The organism is Prauserella cavernicola (assembly GCF_016595675.1).
GTDB classification, from domain to species: Bacteria; Actinomycetota; Actinomycetes; order Mycobacteriales; family Pseudonocardiaceae; genus Prauserella_A; species Prauserella_A cavernicola.
In genome coordinates this window covers 362,210-379,400 of sequence record NZ_JAENJH010000006.1, presented here as the reverse complement: position 1 = coordinate 379,400, position 17,191 = coordinate 362,210, and the positions used below count along the sequence as shown (strand labels likewise).

Annotated in this window: 22 protein-coding genes; 7 read left to right on the top strand and 15 right to left on the bottom strand. The window is 69.2% G+C overall.

What is annotated here, in order from left to right:
- Window positions 1-31: 31 nt before the first annotated feature.
- The 4 genes from JHE00_RS24205 to JHE00_RS24190 all read left to right on the top strand — a co-directional run bounded on the left by JHE00_RS24205 (window position 32) and on the right by JHE00_RS24190 (window position 2,915).
- Entirely contained in the window at window positions 32-406 is a 375-nt protein-coding gene (locus tag JHE00_RS24205) for a VOC family protein (protein WP_200322036.1), read from the top strand.
- A 230-nt stretch (window positions 407-636) separates the two neighbouring features.
- Window positions 637-1,578: an ABC transporter ATP-binding protein gene (locus JHE00_RS24200; protein ID WP_200322035.1), complete on the top strand. Its 942-nt coding sequence runs from the start codon at window positions 637-639 to the stop codon at window positions 1,576-1,578.
- A gap of 19 nt (window positions 1,579-1,597) precedes the next feature.
- Complete coding sequence (locus JHE00_RS24195; protein ID WP_200322033.1) at window positions 1,598-2,335, top strand: hypothetical protein; 738 nt, start codon at window positions 1,598-1,600, stop codon at window positions 2,333-2,335.
- The gene (locus JHE00_RS24190) at window positions 2,328-2,915 is read left to right on the top strand and encodes a hypothetical protein (RefSeq protein WP_200322031.1); all 588 of its coding nucleotides are present in this window, start codon (window positions 2,328-2,330) and stop codon (window positions 2,913-2,915) included. The genes JHE00_RS24195 and JHE00_RS24190 overlap by 8 nt, the downstream gene beginning before the upstream one ends.
- 20 nt (window positions 2,916-2,935) lie before the next feature.
- Here JHE00_RS24190 and JHE00_RS24185 read toward each other — a convergent pair whose 3' ends face one another.
- From JHE00_RS24185 to JHE00_RS24170, 4 genes are all read right to left on the bottom strand, one after another.
- On the bottom strand, window positions 2,936-3,109 hold the full coding sequence (locus JHE00_RS24185; RefSeq protein WP_200322030.1) for a KOW domain-containing RNA-binding protein: 174 nt from the start codon (window positions 3,107-3,109) through the stop codon (window positions 2,936-2,938).
- A 191-nt stretch (window positions 3,110-3,300) separates the two neighbouring features.
- On the bottom strand, window positions 3,301-4,320 hold the full coding sequence (locus JHE00_RS24180) for a hypothetical protein (protein ID WP_200322028.1): 1,020 nt from the start codon (window positions 4,318-4,320) through the stop codon (window positions 3,301-3,303).
- Complete coding sequence (locus JHE00_RS24175; RefSeq protein ID WP_200322026.1) at window positions 4,317-4,940, bottom strand: RNA polymerase sigma factor; 624 nt, start codon at window positions 4,938-4,940, stop codon at window positions 4,317-4,319. Before JHE00_RS24175 ends, JHE00_RS24180 begins: the two co-directional genes overlap by 4 nt.
- Before the next feature lie 195 nt (window positions 4,941-5,135).
- Window positions 5,136-5,567: an ester cyclase gene (locus JHE00_RS24170; RefSeq protein WP_200322024.1), complete on the bottom strand. Its 432-nt coding sequence runs from the start codon at window positions 5,565-5,567 to the stop codon at window positions 5,136-5,138.
- A 90-nt stretch (window positions 5,568-5,657) separates the two neighbouring features.
- Here JHE00_RS24170 and JHE00_RS24165 point away from each other — a divergent pair, with 90 nt between their 5' ends.
- Complete coding sequence (locus JHE00_RS24165) at window positions 5,658-6,293, top strand: TetR/AcrR family transcriptional regulator (protein WP_200322022.1); 636 nt, start codon at window positions 5,658-5,660, stop codon at window positions 6,291-6,293.
- A gap of 4 nt (window positions 6,294-6,297) precedes the next feature.
- Here JHE00_RS24165 and JHE00_RS24160 read toward each other — a convergent pair whose 3' ends face one another.
- Window positions 6,298-6,837: a DUF4232 domain-containing protein gene (locus JHE00_RS24160; protein WP_200322020.1), complete on the bottom strand. Its 540-nt coding sequence runs from the start codon at window positions 6,835-6,837 to the stop codon at window positions 6,298-6,300.
- Window positions 6,838-7,092: 255 nt separating this feature from the next.
- On the bottom strand, window positions 7,093-7,509 hold the full coding sequence (locus JHE00_RS24155; RefSeq protein WP_200322019.1) for a VOC family protein: 417 nt from the start codon (window positions 7,507-7,509) through the stop codon (window positions 7,093-7,095).
- A 75-nt stretch (window positions 7,510-7,584) separates the two neighbouring features.
- Between JHE00_RS24155 and JHE00_RS24150 the strand changes: the two genes are divergently transcribed.
- Both JHE00_RS24150 and JHE00_RS24145 read left to right on the top strand, forming a co-directional pair.
- Window positions 7,585-8,157 (top strand): TetR/AcrR family transcriptional regulator, encoded by a 573-nt coding sequence (locus JHE00_RS24150; protein WP_200322017.1) that lies wholly within the window; start codon window positions 7,585-7,587, stop codon window positions 8,155-8,157.
- A 230-nt stretch (window positions 8,158-8,387) separates the two neighbouring features.
- The gene (locus tag JHE00_RS24145) at window positions 8,388-9,038 is read left to right on the top strand and encodes a hypothetical protein (RefSeq protein WP_200322015.1); all 651 of its coding nucleotides are present in this window, start codon (window positions 8,388-8,390) and stop codon (window positions 9,036-9,038) included.
- 168 nt (window positions 9,039-9,206) lie between these two features.
- Here JHE00_RS24145 and JHE00_RS24140 read toward each other — a convergent pair whose 3' ends face one another.
- The 9 genes from JHE00_RS24140 to JHE00_RS24100 form a co-directional block, all read right to left on the bottom strand.
- A complete protein-coding gene (locus JHE00_RS24140) occupies window positions 9,207-9,671 on the bottom strand; it encodes a hypothetical protein (protein WP_200322013.1) in 465 nt (154 codons plus the stop codon).
- A gap of 303 nt (window positions 9,672-9,974) precedes the next feature.
- Window positions 9,975-11,306: an FAD-dependent oxidoreductase gene (locus JHE00_RS24135; protein ID WP_200322011.1), complete on the bottom strand. Its 1,332-nt coding sequence runs from the start codon at window positions 11,304-11,306 to the stop codon at window positions 9,975-9,977.
- Between the two features lie 38 nt (window positions 11,307-11,344).
- Entirely contained in the window at window positions 11,345-12,835 is a 1,491-nt protein-coding gene (locus JHE00_RS24130; protein WP_200322009.1) for a class I adenylate-forming enzyme family protein, read from the bottom strand.
- Window positions 12,836-12,848: 13 nt separating this feature from the next.
- The gene (locus JHE00_RS24125) at window positions 12,849-13,169 is read right to left on the bottom strand and encodes an EthD family reductase (RefSeq protein WP_200322007.1); all 321 of its coding nucleotides are present in this window, start codon (window positions 13,167-13,169) and stop codon (window positions 12,849-12,851) included.
- Between the two features lie 28 nt (window positions 13,170-13,197).
- On the bottom strand, window positions 13,198-13,569 hold the full coding sequence (locus tag JHE00_RS24120; protein ID WP_200322005.1) for a hypothetical protein: 372 nt from the start codon (window positions 13,567-13,569) through the stop codon (window positions 13,198-13,200).
- Window positions 13,566-13,934, bottom strand: coding sequence for a nuclear transport factor 2 family protein (locus JHE00_RS24115; protein WP_200322003.1), 369 nt, complete (start codon window positions 13,932-13,934; stop codon window positions 13,566-13,568). The genes JHE00_RS24120 and JHE00_RS24115 overlap by 4 nt, the downstream gene beginning before the upstream one ends.
- A 113-nt stretch (window positions 13,935-14,047) precedes the next feature.
- Window positions 14,048-14,692 (bottom strand): TetR/AcrR family transcriptional regulator, encoded by a 645-nt coding sequence (locus tag JHE00_RS24110; RefSeq protein ID WP_200322001.1) that lies wholly within the window; start codon window positions 14,690-14,692, stop codon window positions 14,048-14,050.
- A 73-nt stretch (window positions 14,693-14,765) separates the two neighbouring features.
- On the bottom strand, window positions 14,766-15,881 hold the full coding sequence (locus tag JHE00_RS24105; RefSeq protein WP_200321999.1) for an acyl-CoA dehydrogenase family protein: 1,116 nt from the start codon (window positions 15,879-15,881) through the stop codon (window positions 14,766-14,768).
- On the bottom strand, window positions 15,878-17,185 hold the full coding sequence (locus JHE00_RS24100) for an acyl-CoA dehydrogenase family protein (RefSeq protein ID WP_200321997.1): 1,308 nt from the start codon (window positions 17,183-17,185) through the stop codon (window positions 15,878-15,880). The genes JHE00_RS24105 and JHE00_RS24100 overlap by 4 nt, the downstream gene beginning before the upstream one ends.
- Window positions 17,186-17,191 lie beyond the last annotated feature (6 nt).

The following is a 17,191-nucleotide window of genomic DNA, read 5'->3' as shown; positions in this document are numbered from 1 at the left end:
GAGCGGCCGCGTTCCTGGTCTGGTGGTCGGCATGACCATCCTGAAGACCTACGCCCGCGAGTTCGTCGAGAACATCGAGGAGGCGTTGCCCTGGTTCGAGAACCTCCATGGCCGGAAGGCCGATCTCCGGTTCCGGTTCGAGGGCTTCGAACTCGCCGCCATCGGAGACGTGCTGCTGATCGCGGGCGACAGCGAGAACTACCGCCACGGACTCGGACCACTCATCGTCGACGACGTGGACGCGACGGTCTCCGAGCTCGTCGAACACGGCGCCGAGATCGTGAGCAGGTTCGTCGCGCAGACCGGCCGTGGCTACTACGTGCGACACGGCGGCGTCACCGTCGAGTATCTCCAGTGGAACGACGAGGTGCTGAACCAGGTACTGGGACGACGTTCGGGCACGTAGCCGGATCGGGTGGCGTCGGTACACCTGGGACAGTCCACAACGGGCAGTTCGATGACTCGCACACCGCGAACCATGCCCTTGGGACACCGTCAACTCGTTTGAGCGAAAGTTCCTTGATCATCCCCATCGGGTCGCTCATTCGAGCCACAGTACGTCCTAGCATCGTCGGCGCTCGCCGTCGAGCAACCATCGGATGACTGCACTGGCCGGCGTCGGCTACAGGAGGAGACATGATCGAGGCGGTCAGCCTCACCAAGCGATACGGCAACACGGTCGCGGTGGACAACCTGTCGTTCAGTGTCAAGCCGGGCAAGGTCACCGGCTTCCTCGGCCCGAACGGTGCGGGCAAGTCGACGACCATGCGCATGGCCCTCGGCCTGGACAACCCCACCTCCGGGCAGATCCGCATCGACGGCAAGATCTACCAGGACCTGAAGTACCCACTGCGCAAGGTCGGCGCGCTGGTGGACCCGAGGTGGGTGCACCCCAACCGCTCCGCGCGGGCGCACCTGGCCTGGATGGCCCGTTCCAACCGAATTCAGGCCAAGCGGATCGACGAGGTGCTCGACGCCGTCGGCCTCACCGCTGTGGCGGGCAAGCGCGTCGGCGGTTTCTCCCTCGGGATGTCGCAGCGCCTCGGTATCGCGAGCGCGCTACTCGGCGATCCGGAGATCCTGATGTTCGACGAGCCCGTCAACGGACTCGACCCCGAGGGCATCCTGTGGATCAGGAATCTCATGCACCGGCTCGCCGACGAGGGCCGGACCGTGTTCGTGTCCAGCCACCTGCTGTCCGAGATGGCGTTGACGGCCAGTGAGCTGGTGGTGATCGGCAGGGGCAAGCTGATCTCACAGAGCACCACCGACGAGTTCGTGGCCAGGGCGTCCGACGACGCCGTCCGGGTGCGCAGCCCCCACCTGCAGCGGCTGCGCGGCGCGCTCACCGACGCGGGAGCGACGGTCCACGAGGTGGACGACGCGATCATCGTGTCCGGTATGGACAGTGCGAACATCGGCGAGACGGCAGCGGCCCACAACGTCGTCCTGCACGAGCTGAGCCCGCAGCAGGGCTCGCTGGAGCAGGCTTTCATGCAGATCACCGGCGACTCGGTGCAGTACCACAGCGACCTGGACGAGGCACCCGGCCAGGTGCTGGCGTCGGGCACCAACTGATCTCGAAGGAACGGCAACAATGACACTGCTCGCAGTCGAACGCATCAAGCTGTTCACCACCCGCTCGCCGTGGTGGTGCATGCTCGTCGCGCTGGTCGTCACCATCGGCCTGGCGGCGTTGATGGGCGCCACCGCCGAATCCATCACCGTGTCGACCAGTCAGGCCGGCTACAGCTTCGGCATGGCCGTGGTCATGGTGCTCGCCGCACTCGCGGTGACCACCGAGTACCGCTTCGGCACCATCCGCACCACGTTCCAGGCCGTCCCGCGCCGGGGCGCCGCGCTCACGGCCAAGGCGGTGGTCGTCGGTCTGCTCGCCACCTTCATCGGTCTGGTGGCCGGCTTCGGTTCCTGGGCGGTGGCGACGCTGCTGCAGCCCGAGGGCAACCTCGCGCTGGACACCACGGCCAAGTGGATCAACGTCGCGGGCATCAGCCTGGTCTACGGTCTCGCCGCGGTCATCGCGGTGGCGGTGGGCATCGTCGTCCGCCAGAGCGCGGGTGCGGTATCCCTGCTGCTGATCTACATGCTGGCGGTGGAGAGCCTGGTCAGGGTGATCCCCGACATCGGGGACAAGATCTACGCCTGGCTTCCGTTCAACGTCGCGGACCGGTTCATCAGCGGCAGCGGTGGCAACGGTGACCCGGCGACGTCGACCTCTCCGCTGAGCCCGGGCTGGGCGCTGGCCTACTTCGCCGGCATCGCGGTGGTCGCGATGGTGCTGGCCGTCGCGGTGGCCAAGAAGCGGGATGCGTGATCCCGTCGAGGTGACACACGGACCGCCTGCCCGCGACGCCGGGCAGGCGGTCCGTTCCGCAGGCGACTCGCTCACTCCCCCGAGCCACAGTGAGCCGGGACGCCTCGTTCACGCGGACCTCGCGGTCTTCGCCGACTACAACTACTTCCTCGTCCAGGACGACTCGCTGCGCCCGGACCTGTCGGACGAGTTCGCCGGCGAGCTGATCGACAACCTCGTCGCAACCGAACAGGACGTGCTCGGCGTCGGCACGGCCCGCAGGACGACCGTTCCCGTCGCTCTCGAGGTCAGCGTCGCCGAACCCGACCGTGAAACCGCGGGCTGGGACCACGTCGCCGAAGGCGGCCTACGCGCCCCGACCGGCCGGATCATCGTCTCGTCCAGCGACCGCACCGAGCGCATCCCCCGCACCGACATCCCGCCCGGCGAGTACACCGCCCGCGTCTACTACCGCGGCCTCGACACCATCTCCGGCGACGGGCGCGACGGCCACGACCGATATCTCGTCGTGCTCTGGCCAGGACAAGCGCGCTCCGCACGGGTCATCACGCGCTACGACGGTGAACTCCCCGGCGGGTAGCCAGGGCCGCCACCGGTCGATCAGTTCGCGCTGAACCGCTCGAGATCGCCGGCACCGAACCAGTTCTGGGTGACGGCGTCGACACGGACCAGGTACTTCTCCCTGGCCGCATCGATGTGCACGACCGTGCCCACGTTGCCGGTCATCGTGCTCCCGGTGATGCGCACGGTGTCCCCGACGGCGTACTCGTCCATCACAACTCCTTGCTGCGCGGGCGGAACTCGGACGTTCTCCCGGAAACGATAGGGCGACCACGCTCCCGCGCCAGCGCGGCGAGGCGGATTGCCTCCGTCGGGCGGGATCAACACGTCGATCGAGTGAGGTCCCCGTGCCACACTGCTGGGCCGTGCCGATGCGGCACGGCCCAGCAGTCCGGTGTCGACGCCTACGGGGCGTACACGCCCTCGGCGAGCTCGACCACCTGATCCCTGGAGAAGTCGTCGGACGCCTGAACCAGGAACGCCCTGTCGTCGGGCAGCTGTGCCTGCAGCATCCACGCCCCGTTCTCCAGCTCCAGCACGTCGGCGGGCTTGCCGTTGACGGTGGCCTCGCCGCTGTCCGCGACCGGGACCTCACTGCCCTCGGCGAAGTTCTCGTCCAGGCCGTCGCGAAGGCTCACGGTGATCTCGCGGTCGGAGAAGTCCGGGTCCTCGTAGCTCGTCACGCCGTCCTTGAACGAGACCGGAACCCAGCCCTCGGGCGCGACGCCGATGGTCAGCTTGACGTGGTCGCGGCTCGCCACCAGCGAGTCGGCCAGCGTCCGCACGGCGTCCTCGGACGCGAACCGCCCGTCGCCGGTCACGACGGTCCACACGCCGGGCGCGCTCTCCCACGACAGGTAGGCCGTCCGGTAGGTGTCTCCGGCGCCCTCGCCCTCGGTGGACTCGATCTGGGCGACGTAGGCCGGTTGTCCGTTGTAGGACGTCTCCTCGAAGTCGACGCCCATGTTCTGCGGGTTGTGCCCGTTCCAGGAGGTCTGGACGTTGACGCGGTCGTCCGATTCCGGCGACACGGGACCGTATCCTCGCCCGATCCACCCCGGCTCGGCCGAGTAACCGATCAGCTGCAGACCATCGGGAATCGGCCGCAGTTCCGGTGGAAGGGTCGGCTCCGTGGCTTCCACCAGGCGGATCGGGCTGGGCGAACCGGGGCCCGCCTGCTCGGTTCCGGTCCCGCCGAGCTGGCTGACACCGACCACGAGCCCGACGACCAGAGCGGCCGCGGCAGCCGCCACCACGCGGAACTTCATCCGCGGCCCGCGGCGCGCCGGGGCCTGGTCGAGGGCGGGAGCCGCACTCAGCTCGTTCATCAGTTCGGCGCGGGCGCCGGCAAGCACGTCGTCGGACAGCTTATGCGCGGCCGGGCCGTGCTCGCGGACCAGGTTGAACTCGTCGATCTTCGTCATGCGGACTCCTCGTTCGTCAGCCAGCGCGGGCCGAGGTGGGCGCGAACAGCGGCGCGGGCACGGTGCAGCCGGGACCGCACGGTGCCGATGGGGATCTCGAGTGCTCCCGCGATCTCGGCGTACGGGAGCTGGAGGTAGGCCCACAGGAGGAGCACGTCCCGATCCTGCTCCGGGAGCGCCCCCAGCGCCGAGGCCAGTTCGGCGCTCACCGCCTGTGCGTCGACCCGGTCCGCCGTACTGGTGTCGACCTCGCCCGAGGACGGAGTCGACATCGCCACGGCCTTGCCCAGCGCGCGGTAGCGACGTTCCTCGTCGCGGGCGTGTCGCCGCACCAGGTTCGTGGCGATGCCGAACAACCAGGCACGCACGGGTCCGCGAGCCGGGTCGTAGCCGTCGCGCCCTCGAAAGGCGAGCAGGAAGGTCTCGCTCAGCAGGTCGTCGGCGAGCGGCCCGACTCTGCGGGCCAGATAGCCGTGCACGACCGGCGCATGCCGGTCGAACAACCCGGCGAACCGCTCCGGCTCACTGAACGACTCGGCGAGTAGTCGCTCGTCGTCGGCCTCCGAGCCCGGTGGCCCGGAACCCGACCCGGCGCGAGCAGGCAATCGTGTAATGGTCATGCTCCTTATTGCCCGAAGTCGCGATTGAGTTCGCACGGTCGAGCCGGTCAGGAGGACAGACTGCAGCGGCCGGCCGGATGCTGCCATCCGAGGTCTGGACCGCCGGGGGTCGCGCATGCCCATCCGCGGTCAAGGCGATCTCCGGCAACGAACGCGGGCGAGGCCATCGCCTCACGAAGAAGAGGACAATGGGAGCTACTCCAGCGACGTGAGCGGAAGCCCCTCGGTGATCTGCGCGAAGAGCGTCGCGTTGTCGGTGACGATCCACTCCTCGAGGATCAGTCCATTCCCGACCCGGTAGATCTCGTTGCTCATCACCTCGATCGTCCTGCCGGTGGGAGCGACGCCGTGGAAGTCCCCTCGGTGGGTGCCCCGAATGGTGTTGCGGACCGCGACCCGGCCGTCGACCGCGAAGGTGTCCTCGATCTCCATCTGGACGTCGGGGAACGCCGCCCTGAGTAGTTCGACCCCGGCACGCCAGACGTCGCGTCCGACGAGCTGCGTGGGCAGGCCCGCGAGGTTGATGAGGAAGTTCGGGTGCATCAGCTCGACACACGCGTCGAGGTCGCCGGCGTTGAGCGCGTCCAGGGCCGTCCTGAGGAGTTGAGCGTCGGGGTGATCGGTCATGTCGGCCTCCCACATCCTTGCCTTGCGCCTGCAAGGTAAGGATCTCGGTCGAGCGTTGTCAATACGACTGCAATGTGAAAACGTGTCGCCATGCCCAAACGCGTCGACCACGAGGAACGCAGGCGTCAGGTCGCCAGCGCGTTGCTCCGCGTCGCCGCCAGGGACGGGCTGGAAGCGGTGAGCCTTCGCCACGTGGCCGAGGAGGTCGGCGTCACCGCGGGCCTGGTGCAGCACTACTTTCCCAACAAGGACGCCATGCTGCGCTTCGCGATGGCCACGGCGAGCGAGCGCTACGAGCGGCGAGTGGACACCAGGATCGCCGCACTCGCGCCCGATCCCTCGCCCGCCGAGGTGATCGAGGCGATCCTGGGCTGTTTCATCCCCCGAGGGGAACCGGAACGCCAGGAGGCGCGGGTCGCGCTGGCGTTCCAGTCCTACGCCTCCCGCAGGCCGGACGTCGCCACCGACCTGGCCACCCAGAACGCGAAGCTGAGCGGCTTCCTCGAGAGCCGGATCGCACTCGCCCGGCGCGACGACTCGATCGACCCGGCCACGATCGCGACCGCGCTGCTGGCCACGGCCGAGGGCCTCGCCGTGCACGTCCTGAGCGCGCGGCTCACACCCGAGACCGCGCTCGGCGCGCTTCGCGCCCAGCTCGCACTGGTCGTCGACACTGGACGACCCGACGACGGGGGCGGACCGCGCACGGCCCGCCCCCGTCGATGACAGGTCAGCCGATGCCCTGCACATAGGAGCCGGGATGGGTGGCACCGTCCTGGCGCAACACCGGCAGGTCACCCCAGTCACTGGTCAGCGCGTCCTCCTCGCCGGGAGGGGTGATCTGGATGCTGTTCGGGGTCCAGGCCTCGGCGCCCTCGCTGGGCGTCAGCACGGTGACCTCGGCGATCTCGGCGGACTGCCCGGGTACGAGGTCGACGAAGTCGTCGTTCGCCATCCCCTCGGGAAGGCGGTAGGTGTCGCCGAACAGGGGGTCGTCGGGACCGACGAGGTCCACTGTGGGCAGTCCGTCCACGCCGCACGTGGTCTCGGAGATGTTCTCGAAGCCGATCGTCAGGTGGTACTGATCGGACACGTCACCCGGCCGCGGCTCACTCGTGGACAACATCAGCTGGTCGGACGTGCACGGCGGAACCTCTCCGGTCTGCTGCGGCTCGACGGTGGCGGCGGACGCGGTGGTGACTCCCAGTACCAGCACACCCGCCGCTGCCGCGACGCCTGTTGCCACTCGCTTCACAATGGCCTGAGTCATGACGATTCCTTCCCTGTTGCTCGGGCGGTGACTGAGTTGATCACGGGGCGGCTACCCACACCCCGGTCGGCCAAACTGGGCGCGTCACTCACCCACCCCCTGCGTCGCCGCCCGAGCGCGAACGGGCTAGGGCCGCGGAAATCCTTGTCTTCCAGTGGATCCCCGCATCGACGTAGCAGCCGGCCCTTCCACAGACTGACCCGTTCGTGATCACCCGACGTGCTGACCTCACAGCGTCCACTGTGGTCTCTGTGCTCAACCCGCGAGCGACCCTCCCGCGTAGGCGTCCGCGTACTCCCCGGTGGGCGGGATCGGCTGGATCACGTCGAGCAGCACACCGTCGGGAGCCTCGACGATGAAGTGCCGCTGCCCGAAGTCCTCGTCGCGCAGCGGCGACACCGGCACGAACCCGCGCCCGGTCAGCGCCTCGTGCACCGCGTCGACGTCGTCGACCTCCAGATTCAGGATGAGCCCGCGCACGGGCACGCGGAAGCCGTCGGGCACCGTGCCGTGGTCGTGGTCGACGATCGCGAGCTCGAAGTCCCCCCGCCGCAGGCTGATGTACCAGCCGCTGTCGAAGGTGACCTCGAAGTCCAGCGCCTCCCGGTAGAAGGTCGCCGCGGTGGCGACCTCCCGCGACATCATCACGGGATAGAAGCTCGTCGCTGTCATGTTCGCACTCCTTTACGTACAATGCGTATGTAAATGTGGACGAGTATACATACATGACGTACGTAAAGGAGCCCCGTGCCCCGAGCATCCGCCGCCGCGGCTGCGGCGACAGCCCAGGAGATCCTCGACAGAGCGACCACACTGTTCGCCGAACGCGGTTTCGCCGCCGTGTCACTCGACGACGTCGCCCATGCCGCCGGGGTCACCCGCGGCGCCGTCTACCACCACTACGGCAACAAGACCGGGGTGTTCCGCGCCGTGGCGGAGCGGCTTCAGGCGACCGTCGCGAGCGCCGTGACCGGGGCGGCCACGCAGCCGGATGCCGCCGGGAGACTGCGCGCGGGCAGCCACGCGTTCGTCGACGCGATCACCACGGCGCCAGCGAACCGGGTGTTACTCGTGGACGGTCCTGCCGCGCTCGGGTGGGCCCAGTGGAGACGGTTCGACTCGGAGAACTCCGTCGTCCACCTCCGCGAGGCACTGGCCGAGTCCGGAGTGGCCTCCGACCTGCTCGACGCGATGACCGCGCAGTTGTCGGGCGCCATGAACGAGGCCGCGTTGTGGCTCGCGGAGCGCCCCGGCGACGCCGATGCCCGGCAGGCCGCGCATCGCGCACTCGACAGGCTGCTGGATTCCGTGGTCGACTGAGCGGGATCACTCCCCGGGACCGATCCGTCACATCGACCGGGCGGCGACCGCTCGATGTGGGTTGAACGACCCACACACCCGGTGATCGAACCGGGCTATTGTGCCCCTCGTCTGCCGGAGAAGTATCCGCTCCGGCGCACCCGGAAATGCCCCGCATCATGGGCTTTTCCGTGCTCATTCGAACGTTCGAAGCTGTCGTGTCGGACAGCTCTGTTAACAGCGAGGTAGTAGTGCACAAGAGGCGCATCGTGTTCGCGGCCATGGTGGCCACCCTGGGACTGGGGCTCTCGGCCTGTGGCGGCGACGAGGAAGGGTCGGCGACCGCACAGGACCCGCCCGCGTCCTCGTCCGCGTCCGCGCCTGCCAGCGAGAGCGAGTCCGCCGACAGCGAAGACGGTGACGACAGCGGCGACGGTGCCGCCTCCGACGAGGAGACCACCGAGCCTGGCACCGAGCTCGCCGTCGGCGACAGGGCCGTGCTGCCGTTCGAGTACACGAGCGACAAGAAGGGCACGATCGCCATCACCGTCACGGCGATCGAGGAGGGGGCCGAGTCCGACATGGCCGCCTTCGGCGACAAGGCCAAGGGCATGAAGCCCTACTTCATCAAGATGAAGGTCGAGAACGTCGACGGCGCCGACCTCTCCTACGCGACGTTGAAGCTCAACGGCGTGCTCGAGGGAGGCAGCGGCACCGGCGTCGTGCTGATCGGCGACATCCCCGGCAAGTGCGACAACGAGGGCGCCGACAACGAGTTCACCACCGCGGGCGCGTCGTACGAGACCTGCTCGCTCACCGCGACGACGGGTGCTCCCGTCGTGGGTGCGCAGTTCGACGAGGGCGACGCCTACAGCGACAACCCCGTCGTCTGGGCCAGCTGACGATCACGTAGCAACGCCACGACGCCCTGACCGTCCCGGACGGTCAGGGCGTCGTGGCGTCCAGCGGTCATCCCGATCATGTCGGCACGTGGTGTGCGGCAGACCAACAAAAAAAGCGTCCGCCCCCACACCACACGGTGCGGGACGGACGCGTTGTTGTTCAATGGATCAGTCGCAGAACATGCTCCACCCTTGGTCGGGGCTCCAGGTCTTCTCGCCGGAGCCCGCGCCCCTCCAGCTGAAGGTCGCCTTGACCTCGAAGCTCGGGTTCCCGTAGTCGCACGGGTCGACCGTCGCGGTACCGGCCAGGTCCTCGGTGTCGTGCCAGCCATCGTAGTCCTGCTTGGACTTCACCGTCACCAAGCGGTCGCCATCGAAGTTGATGAGCTTGACGTTGGTGACCTTGACTTCGTAAGCGCCACCACCGGGCATGTCAGTGATCTTCGCCCGCGCCCGGTAGGTGTCCTCAGCCTCGTCCCACCAGACAGTGGCGCAGCGTTCGACCTGCGTGCCGTAGCACTTCCACTCGCTCACCGCGGATGCCGACGCGGGCGCGACGACCATCGACGTGCCCAACGCCGCGGCGACCAGCGCGCCGGACGTCCCGGCCCGACGCAAACGCTTCGACCTCATGAAAATCCCTTCTGATGCACCAGTGAATCCGGGGCGGGACCATTCGGCAGATCTGAATGCGCATACCACCGACATTGTCGACGGCACACTGTGATCCACGCGATCGCGGATTGGATCCGCAGCCCCAGATCCGTCTCTCGTGCCCCGATCCTTACGGGCGCAACAATAGTTGACTCGCGGGTAGCGTCCGCGTGTCGGTCGAACGACCGTCACGAGGACGGGCAGAATCGGCTATCGCGGCAACATTCACACAGAGATATCAGACGATGACACCGTTGTGGAACCGTAGAAAGCCTCCGTGCGTCAGAGCGATTCTCCGGCCGCCGTTTCCGCGGCGGACAATCCGAACACGAGGGCGGGCGCCAGACCTCCGGCGTAGGCGCGGTGGTACAGACCTCCGGCGTCCGAGCCCGCGGCGAGCAGACCGGGCACGGCGCTCCCGTCGGGCCGCAGCACGCGCGCTCGCGTGTCGATGCGGATTCCGGTCAGGGGGAACGTGACCGCCGGACGGGTCTCCACCACGTAGTAGGGCGGTTCCGTCAGCGGTGGCGGGTCGTGAACTCGGCCCGGCACGGTCGATCGACCCGCCAGAGCCGCCTCGTTCGTCTCCGCCAGGACGTCGCGAATCCGGACACCGTCGTAGCCCCACTCCTCGGGGATGTCGGCGAACTCGGCCACGCTGCCCGCGATCGCGCAGCGCGCTCCACGGCGTTGCGCGAGCGCGAACTTGTCCAGCCCGGCGACACCCTCCACATAGGACCCGGTAATCCACTCGCGGTGGACGCGCGCATCGGCGACGAGCAGTCCCCTGGCCTCGGGCTGGTCGAGCAGCGCCATCGTGCTCAGGTGATCGCCCACGGTCTCGTCGACGAAGCGCTCGCCCGCGAGGTTGAACAGCAGCGCGTGCTCGCTGTAGTAGAGAGCCAGGTCCACGAACAGCGACGAGTCGGTCAGCGGGACGCCCGAGGGCATCAAGTGGCCGTAGAAACCGGCTCCTTGGAACCCGATGTCGGCGCCCAGCGTGCGCGCGAGCCGCAGCCCCTCACCGTCGCTGTTCGGGTTGGATCGCAGCTCGACGTCCCGGGCGTGCTCGTGGATGAGTTCCGCGCGCAGTGCGGGATCGGCCTGGAACCCGCCGGTCGCGAGCAGGGTGTGGCGGGCTCGGACCGTGTGCACCTCGCCGTCGGAGGTTTCGATCTCCGCGCCGAGCACCGCACCGTCCGCCTCGAGCAACCGGCGAACCGTGCTGAGCAGCAACAGCTCACCCCGCTCCTTGATCGACCGGGCACACTCCGAGGCGTAGTGAGCCGTGTCGAACTGGTGACCCCGCCCGTAGCGCAGCACGGTGACGGCATCGGCGCAGGTGACGCCGAGGTCGCGAATCCAGTCCACCGCACCGGCGAAGCCGTCCACCAGGTGCCGGGCCAGCGCGGGATCACCGTCGGGGTTGATCTCGGTCAGCACCTCGTGGGAGGCCGCGGTCCACACGAAACCCGCGAACAGACCCGACCCGCCGACGGTGTCGGCTCGCTCCACGACCAGCACCGACCCGCCGTCGCGCGCGGTGCGGGCCGCGGCGGTCAGCCCGGCCATTCCCCCGCCGATGACCAGCAGGTCCACGTTCCGATCCGACATGGATGTTCCTCTCTGCGCCGAGGCCGAGGCCCGGCTCGTCAGGCGGGTGCTCCGTCCCTGAGTTCCCTGGCCAGACGAGACGCGTCGGCCCGGGAGATCTTGCCGACCCGGTTCTGCGGGAGATCGTCCACTCGGAACACGAACTCCGGCCATTTCCCCTTCATCAGGCCGATGCCGGCGAGGTGCTGCTGAATCTGCGGCAGCTCGAGCCCGTCAGCGGTGACCAGCAACGCCGCGACCCGCTCCCCCAGCACCGCGTCGGGCACCGCGACCACGCAGACCTGGTCGACCCCGGGATGGGCGGCGATCGCCGTCTCCACCTCGGTGATGTCGATGTTGCGTCCGCCGCGGATGATGATGTCCTTCTCCCTGCCCCGGATCGAGATGGCGCCGTCGGCGCGGATCTCGACGAGGTCGCCGGTCGGGAAGAAGCCGTCCTCGGTCAGCGCGGGCGGCTCGACCTCGCCGCGCCGTGCGTAGCCCGCGAACAGTGACGGTCCCCGGACCTGGGCTCGGCCGATCGACCCCGTCGGCACCGGCGAGCCCGACTCGTCGACGGCCCGCAACTCCGTGCCGGGGAAGGGGATTCCGTCCGTGCCGAGGCGCAGGTCCTCCGGATCGTCGGGCCTCGGTGTGGTGTGCCCCAGGCATTCGGACATGCCGAACACGCGCAGGATGCGAGTGCCGAGCCTGCGTTCGGCGCGGCCGAGCGCGCCCGCGTCCATCGGACCGCCGCCGACGGTCATCGCCGTCAGCGCGCTCAGCATGCCTTCGGTGCGAGCGGCGGAACCCATCTGCAGCGCCATCGTGGGTACGCACATCGTCCACCGGGCGTCGTGTCGCGCCATCAGCTCCACGGCCTCGGCCGGTTCCCACCGGTCGCACAACAGCAGTCGCCCGCCGAGCAGCAACGGCAGGTAGAGCCCGAAGCACACGGCCGCGGCCGACGACAGCGGCACCAGGGCCGCGACGCCGTCACCGGGCCGGAGCCCGACGGCGGCCACGGTCTCCTGGGAGGCGTACCGCAGGGAGCGTTCGGACTGCACGACGCCTTTCGCACGGCCGGTCGAGCCCGACGTCAGACCGATCACCACGCCACCGCCCCAGCGGCCGGACGCGCGCACGCGTTCACCGGCGAGGCACCAGCCGTCGAGGACGTCGCCGTGGACCCGCGGACGGACTTCCGCGACGGCCCACTCGGCCGCCCGCTCCGGTGCGGTGAGCACGACGTCGGGTTCGAGGTCCTCCACGGCGGCCTGGAACTCCGGCCGCGTGCAGTGCCTGCTGATCAGGGCGAGCGTGCCGCCGAGGCGGCCGACCGCGAGCGCGGCGGCCACGGTGCGCCACGTGTTGTCGGCCTGTACCAGCACCGTGGGTTCCGCACCAGCGCACGCCCGCACGGCCGCCGCGAGCGCGTCACCGGCGGCGAGCAGCTCGCCGAGGGTGTACGTGCCGTCGGCGTCCACCGCGGCGAGCACGGTGGGGTCTTCGGCGTTGCGCCGGTCGAGGTCGGCGACGAGCTCCTTCACCGCGACAACCTCCTCAGGCCCGGAACATCTCGCGTTCGTCGCCGAGCAAGGCGATCCGCTTGCCGCGCATGGCACCCACGTGCCGCACCGCCGCGGCCCACTCCTCGCTGGCGAGCGCGGCGCGAGCCGCGCGTTCGTCGTCGAAGCTGAGCACCGAGAGCCCGTCCCAGCCCTCCGAGCGCGGCTCGAGCGCGCTGCTCACGGCGGTGTGCCGCCACGCCCGCAGGCCGGGCAGTGGGTAGGTGACCTCGGCGTGCTCGCCGCGCCACCAGGCGATGAACTCGTCGTGCGTCCATTCCGGAGGGCGCGCGGCGAGCAGTGCGAGATTGAACATCGATGTGCCTCTTTTCGTCGGAGAGGAATCAGAGCGCGCTGATGTCGAGGGCGGGCGAGCGCCCGATCATCAGCGAGGCGACCTTGCCGGCCTCGTCCAGTCGCGCGGCGGCGACGAAGGTGGACTCGAATGCCTCACCTCGGCGTGCCTGCCCGAGCACCAGCTCGTCAGAACCCACCGTCGCGGACGAGAGCACGTGGTGGGTCAGCACGCTCTTCTCGCGCTGGGCGAGGTAGCCCTGCATGGCCTCCCGGCCGCCCGCGAAGTCCCTCGCCTGACCGTCCGAGGTGGCGAAGACGATCGAGAACCGGAAGTCAGGGGTGATCATCTCGAGGATGTCCTCCGGCCGGTCCGAATCCATCACCGCGAACCACCGGGTCAGCACGTCCGCGGCGCTCACACCGCACCGCCGGCGGGCAACGGGAACAGAGCGAACGTGGGATGGAAGAACGCCTGATAGCGAGCCACCCTCCGGTCCGAGGAGAGCAGGGCGACGGCGGAGAAGGAACCGGTCCCGCGACCGTCCCCCTCGGTGACGATCCCGTAGACCATCTCCAGATCGCCGTCGCGGCTGCGGCGCAGCACCTGGTGCTTGCGCCCGACCGGCGGCCTGCCCTCGATGTAGGCCTTCAGGTCGTCGCGGTCCGTACCCGAGACCTCGTGGCCGGGAAGGGCGAACAGGAACGCGACGTCGGGCTCCACGAGCTCGAGTCCGTCGAGCGGCCGGGGACCGTCCAGCCGTGCGTAGTAGTCCTCGATGATCACAATGCCCCGTCCTCTCTGACGACCGGCAGTGTTCTTCATTGCACTAAAAGCAAACCTGAGTTCAGTTTGGTTTCACACTAGTGACTCGCCCCGGTGGGAGCAAGGGAACATGCTCAGCGCTGTGCGGGCTGCGTGCCCGCCACCATGCGCAGGCAGCAGTCGGCGATGAACTCCGAGATCCCGTCGAGCTCGAGCGAGCCGTCGGGCCGGTACCAGCGCCAGACGCTCACAATGAGACCGAGCAGGCTCCTGGCCATGATCACGGAGTCGTGCCGGGGGAACTCGCCCGCGGCCATGCCGCGCTCGAGCAGCACCGTCCAGTTGTGCTCGATGCGCGCCACGAGCTCACGGCAGGCCTGCCGTTCGGCTTCCTCGCGCGCGGAGGCGCGCTTGTTGGCCAGCAGCGCGATGTTCGCCTGCAGGATCCGGTTCTGGTGCACCTCCTGCGGCGACAACGCGTACGCGGCGGAGACGGCGCTGCGCAACGCGCCGAGCGCGTCCGGAGCTTCCGCCGTGGCCGCGCGGAAGGCCACGTCGGAGTTGCGCAGCCCGAGGCGCATGATCGTCAGCAGGCAGTGGGCCTTCGACTCGAAGTAGTGGTAGAGCGCGGTCTGGCCGATTCCCACGCGGTCGGCCACCTCGGACCACTTGGTGGCCTCGTAGCCGACCTCGCCGAAGCACTCGACGGCCGCCGCGAGGATGGCGGGCCGCTTCGACCGCGGGCCGTCGTCGGCCTCGGTCAGTGCCTCGATGCTCATGTCACGACCCCTTCGAACGGCGACCGGCCCAGCCTAGTCAACAGTATCGAACCAAGTTCAACTCCCTTCCACCTCAGATCCCGAGCCGGGCGAGCAGCGATTCCCGCTGCCGGGTCCGGTCCCCGAACAGCGCCGAGGACGTGGCCGCCCTGCGCACGTGGAGGTGTGCGGGGTGTTCCCATGTGAAGCCGATGCCGCCGTGCACCTGAACCGTCTCGGCGGCCACCCAGGTGTAGGCCTCGCCGCAGACCAGCGCGGCCGTGGCGGCCGCGGCAGGCAGCGCCGCCTGGTCGTCGGACGCGGCTGCCGCGGCCCACAGTGACGCGGATCGGGCAGCCTCGACGTGCACGGCCATGTCCGCGCAGCGGTGTTTGATCGCCTGGAAGGTACCGATGGGCCTGCCGAACTGGAGCCGGGTGCCCGCATGGGCCACGGACATGTCCAGTGCGGCCGCCGCGCCGCCGGCCTGTTCGCACGACAGCGCGGCCACGGCGCGGTCGAGCACGCGGTCCAGCACCGGACGCGCGTCACCGGGATCGCCGAGCAGTCGCGCCGGCGTGCGCTCGAACCCGAGTTCGGCCAGCTGCCGGGTGGGATCGAGGGCGCGTACCGGCGTGCGCTCCAGGCCCTTGGCCGCGCCGTCGACGGCGAACAGTGTCGACTCGCCCTCGACCGAGGCGACGACGAACACCACATCGGCGGTGGCGCCCTCCACGACCAGCGTCTTCCGTCCGGTCAGGAACCACTCGCCGTGACGGTCCCGCTCGGCGGTGGTCCGCACCACGGCGGGATCGTCGTCGCCGTAGTCCTCGCGGTAGGCCAGGGTGGCGGTCGTGGCGCCGGAGGCCACCTCGGCGAGCAGCTCCGTGGCGTCCGTGACCTCGAGCAGCACGCCCACACCGAGCACGGCCGTGGAGAACCAGGGCGAGCGCACCAGCGACCGGCCCAGCTCCTCCGCCACGATCGCGACCTCACGGAAGCCGGCCCCCGCTCCCCCGGCGTCTTCCGGGACGTCGAGCGCGACCGCGCCGAGCTCGACGGCGAAGCGCCGCCACAGCTCCCGGACCCAGGACTGCCCGGTCGCCGCCTGACCCAGCACCACCTCGGCATCTCCGTACCGGGCGAGGAAGTCCCGGACCACCGACCGGAGTTCCTCGGCGTCGGCGTCCGGGGTGATCCGCGGGCTCATGCCGGTTCCCCGTCGTCGGCCACCGCGGCGAGCACGTCGGCGAAGCGTTCGCGGGCATCGGCCCCGCGGGTGGGCAGGATGTAGGGCGGGAACAGGCCGTCGTCGGGTTCCGTGCCCCGCAACAGCGCCTGGGCGAGATTGACCTTGTGCACCTCGGTCGCGCCATCGGCCAGTCCCATGTGGAACGACTCCATCACCCACTTTCCGAACGGCAGCTCCTTCGAGATACCCAGCGAACCGTGGATCTGGATGGCCCGGCCCGCGACGTCGGCGAGCACCTTCGGCATCGCGGCCTTGACGGCCGAGATGTCGGCCCGCACCCTGCGGTAGTCGTTGTACCGGTCGATCCGCCACGCGGTGCGCAGCACCAGCAACCGGAACTGCTCCACCTGGATCCAGGAGTCGGCGATCATCTCCTGCACCAGCTGGGTGTCGGCCAGTCGCTGCCCTTTGGCTCTCCTCGACACCGCTCTGCGCTTCATCATCTCGAACGCGGACTGGACCAGTCCGACGGTGCGCATCGCGTGGTGGATTCGCCCGCCACCCAGCCGCGTCTGCGCCACCGCAAACGCTTGGCCGCGCTCGCCCAGCAGGTTCTCGGCGGGCACCCGGACGTCGGTGTAGCGCAGATACTGGTGAGTGCCAACGGTTTCCTCGTGGCCCCACACCGACACGTCCCGCACGCGCTCGATGCCCGGCGCGTTAGCAGGCACCACGAACATCGACATGCTCGTGTGCGCGGGCGCGTCCGGCTCGGTCACCGCCATCACGATCAGGAACTCCGCGAACAGCGCGTGCGAGGAGAACCACTTCTCCCCGTTGAGCACCCACTCGTCGCCGTCGAGCACCGCGGTGGTGCGAAACCCCGTCGGGTCGGATCCGCCGTGGGGCTCCGTCATCGAGAAGCACGACACGATCTCGCCGTCGATCAACGGCTCCAGGTAGGTCTTCTTCAGGTACTCACTGCCGTAGTGGGCCAGGATCTCGGCATTGCCCGAATCCGGCGCCTGACAGCCGAACACCACCGGGCCCGAGTGCGTCCGGCCTAGCTTTTCGTTCAACAGCGCCAACCGCAGCTGGCCGTAGCCCTTGCCACCCAGCTCGGGGCCGAGATGACACGCCCACAGCTCACGGTCCCTGACCTGCTGCTGCAAGGGTTTGATCAGAGCGTTGCGCACCGGATCGCGCGGGTTCCACGCGTGCTCGATCAGCTGGTCGACCGGCTCCACCTGCTCGCTGACGAACTCCTCGACCCAGTCCAGCTCCCGCTGCACCTCGGGTTCGGTCTCGAATTCCCAGGCCATGGCTCG

Coding starts and splice junctions, on each gene's coding strand:
- JHE00_RS24195 (WP_200322033.1), top strand. CDS start 1,598: ATGACACTGCTCGCAGTCGAACGCATCAAGCTGTTCACCACCCGCTCG.
- JHE00_RS24135 (WP_200322011.1), bottom strand. CDS start 11,306: ATGTCGGATCGGAACGTGGACCTGCTGGTCATCGGCGGGGGAATGGCC.
- JHE00_RS24110 (WP_200322001.1), bottom strand. CDS start 14,692: ATGAGCATCGAGGCACTGACCGAGGCCGACGACGGCCCGCGGTCGAAG.
- JHE00_RS24190 (WP_200322031.1), top strand. CDS start 2,328: ATGCGTGATCCCGTCGAGGTGACACACGGACCGCCTGCCCGCGACGCC.
- JHE00_RS24155 (WP_200322019.1), bottom strand. CDS start 7,509: ATGACAGCGACGAGCTTCTATCCCGTGATGATGTCGCGGGAGGTCGCC.
- JHE00_RS24205 (WP_200322036.1), top strand. CDS start 32: ATGACCATCCTGAAGACCTACGCCCGCGAGTTCGTCGAGAACATCGAG.
- JHE00_RS24165 (WP_200322022.1), top strand. CDS start 5,658: ATGCCCAAACGCGTCGACCACGAGGAACGCAGGCGTCAGGTCGCCAGC.
- JHE00_RS24105 (WP_200321999.1), bottom strand. CDS start 15,881: ATGAGCCCGCGGATCACCCCGGACGCCGACGCCGAGGAACTCCGGTCG.
- JHE00_RS24200 (WP_200322035.1), top strand. CDS start 637: ATGATCGAGGCGGTCAGCCTCACCAAGCGATACGGCAACACGGTCGCG.
- JHE00_RS24140 (WP_200322013.1), bottom strand. CDS start 9,671: ATGAGGTCGAAGCGTTTGCGTCGGGCCGGGACGTCCGGCGCGCTGGTC.
- JHE00_RS24170 (WP_200322024.1), bottom strand. CDS start 5,567: ATGACCGATCACCCCGACGCTCAACTCCTCAGGACGGCCCTGGACGCG.
- JHE00_RS24175 (WP_200322026.1), bottom strand. CDS start 4,940: ATGACCATTACACGATTGCCTGCTCGCGCCGGGTCGGGTTCCGGGCCA.
- JHE00_RS24185 (WP_200322030.1), bottom strand. CDS start 3,109: ATGGACGAGTACGCCGTCGGGGACACCGTGCGCATCACCGGGAGCACG.
- JHE00_RS24125 (WP_200322007.1), bottom strand. CDS start 13,169: ATGTTCAATCTCGCACTGCTCGCCGCGCGCCCTCCGGAATGGACGCAC.
- JHE00_RS24100 (WP_200321997.1), bottom strand. CDS start 17,185: ATGGCCTGGGAATTCGAGACCGAACCCGAGGTGCAGCGGGAGCTGGAC.
- JHE00_RS24180 (WP_200322028.1), bottom strand. CDS start 4,320: ATGACGAAGATCGACGAGTTCAACCTGGTCCGCGAGCACGGCCCGGCC.
- JHE00_RS24160 (WP_200322020.1), bottom strand. CDS start 6,837: ATGACTCAGGCCATTGTGAAGCGAGTGGCAACAGGCGTCGCGGCAGCG.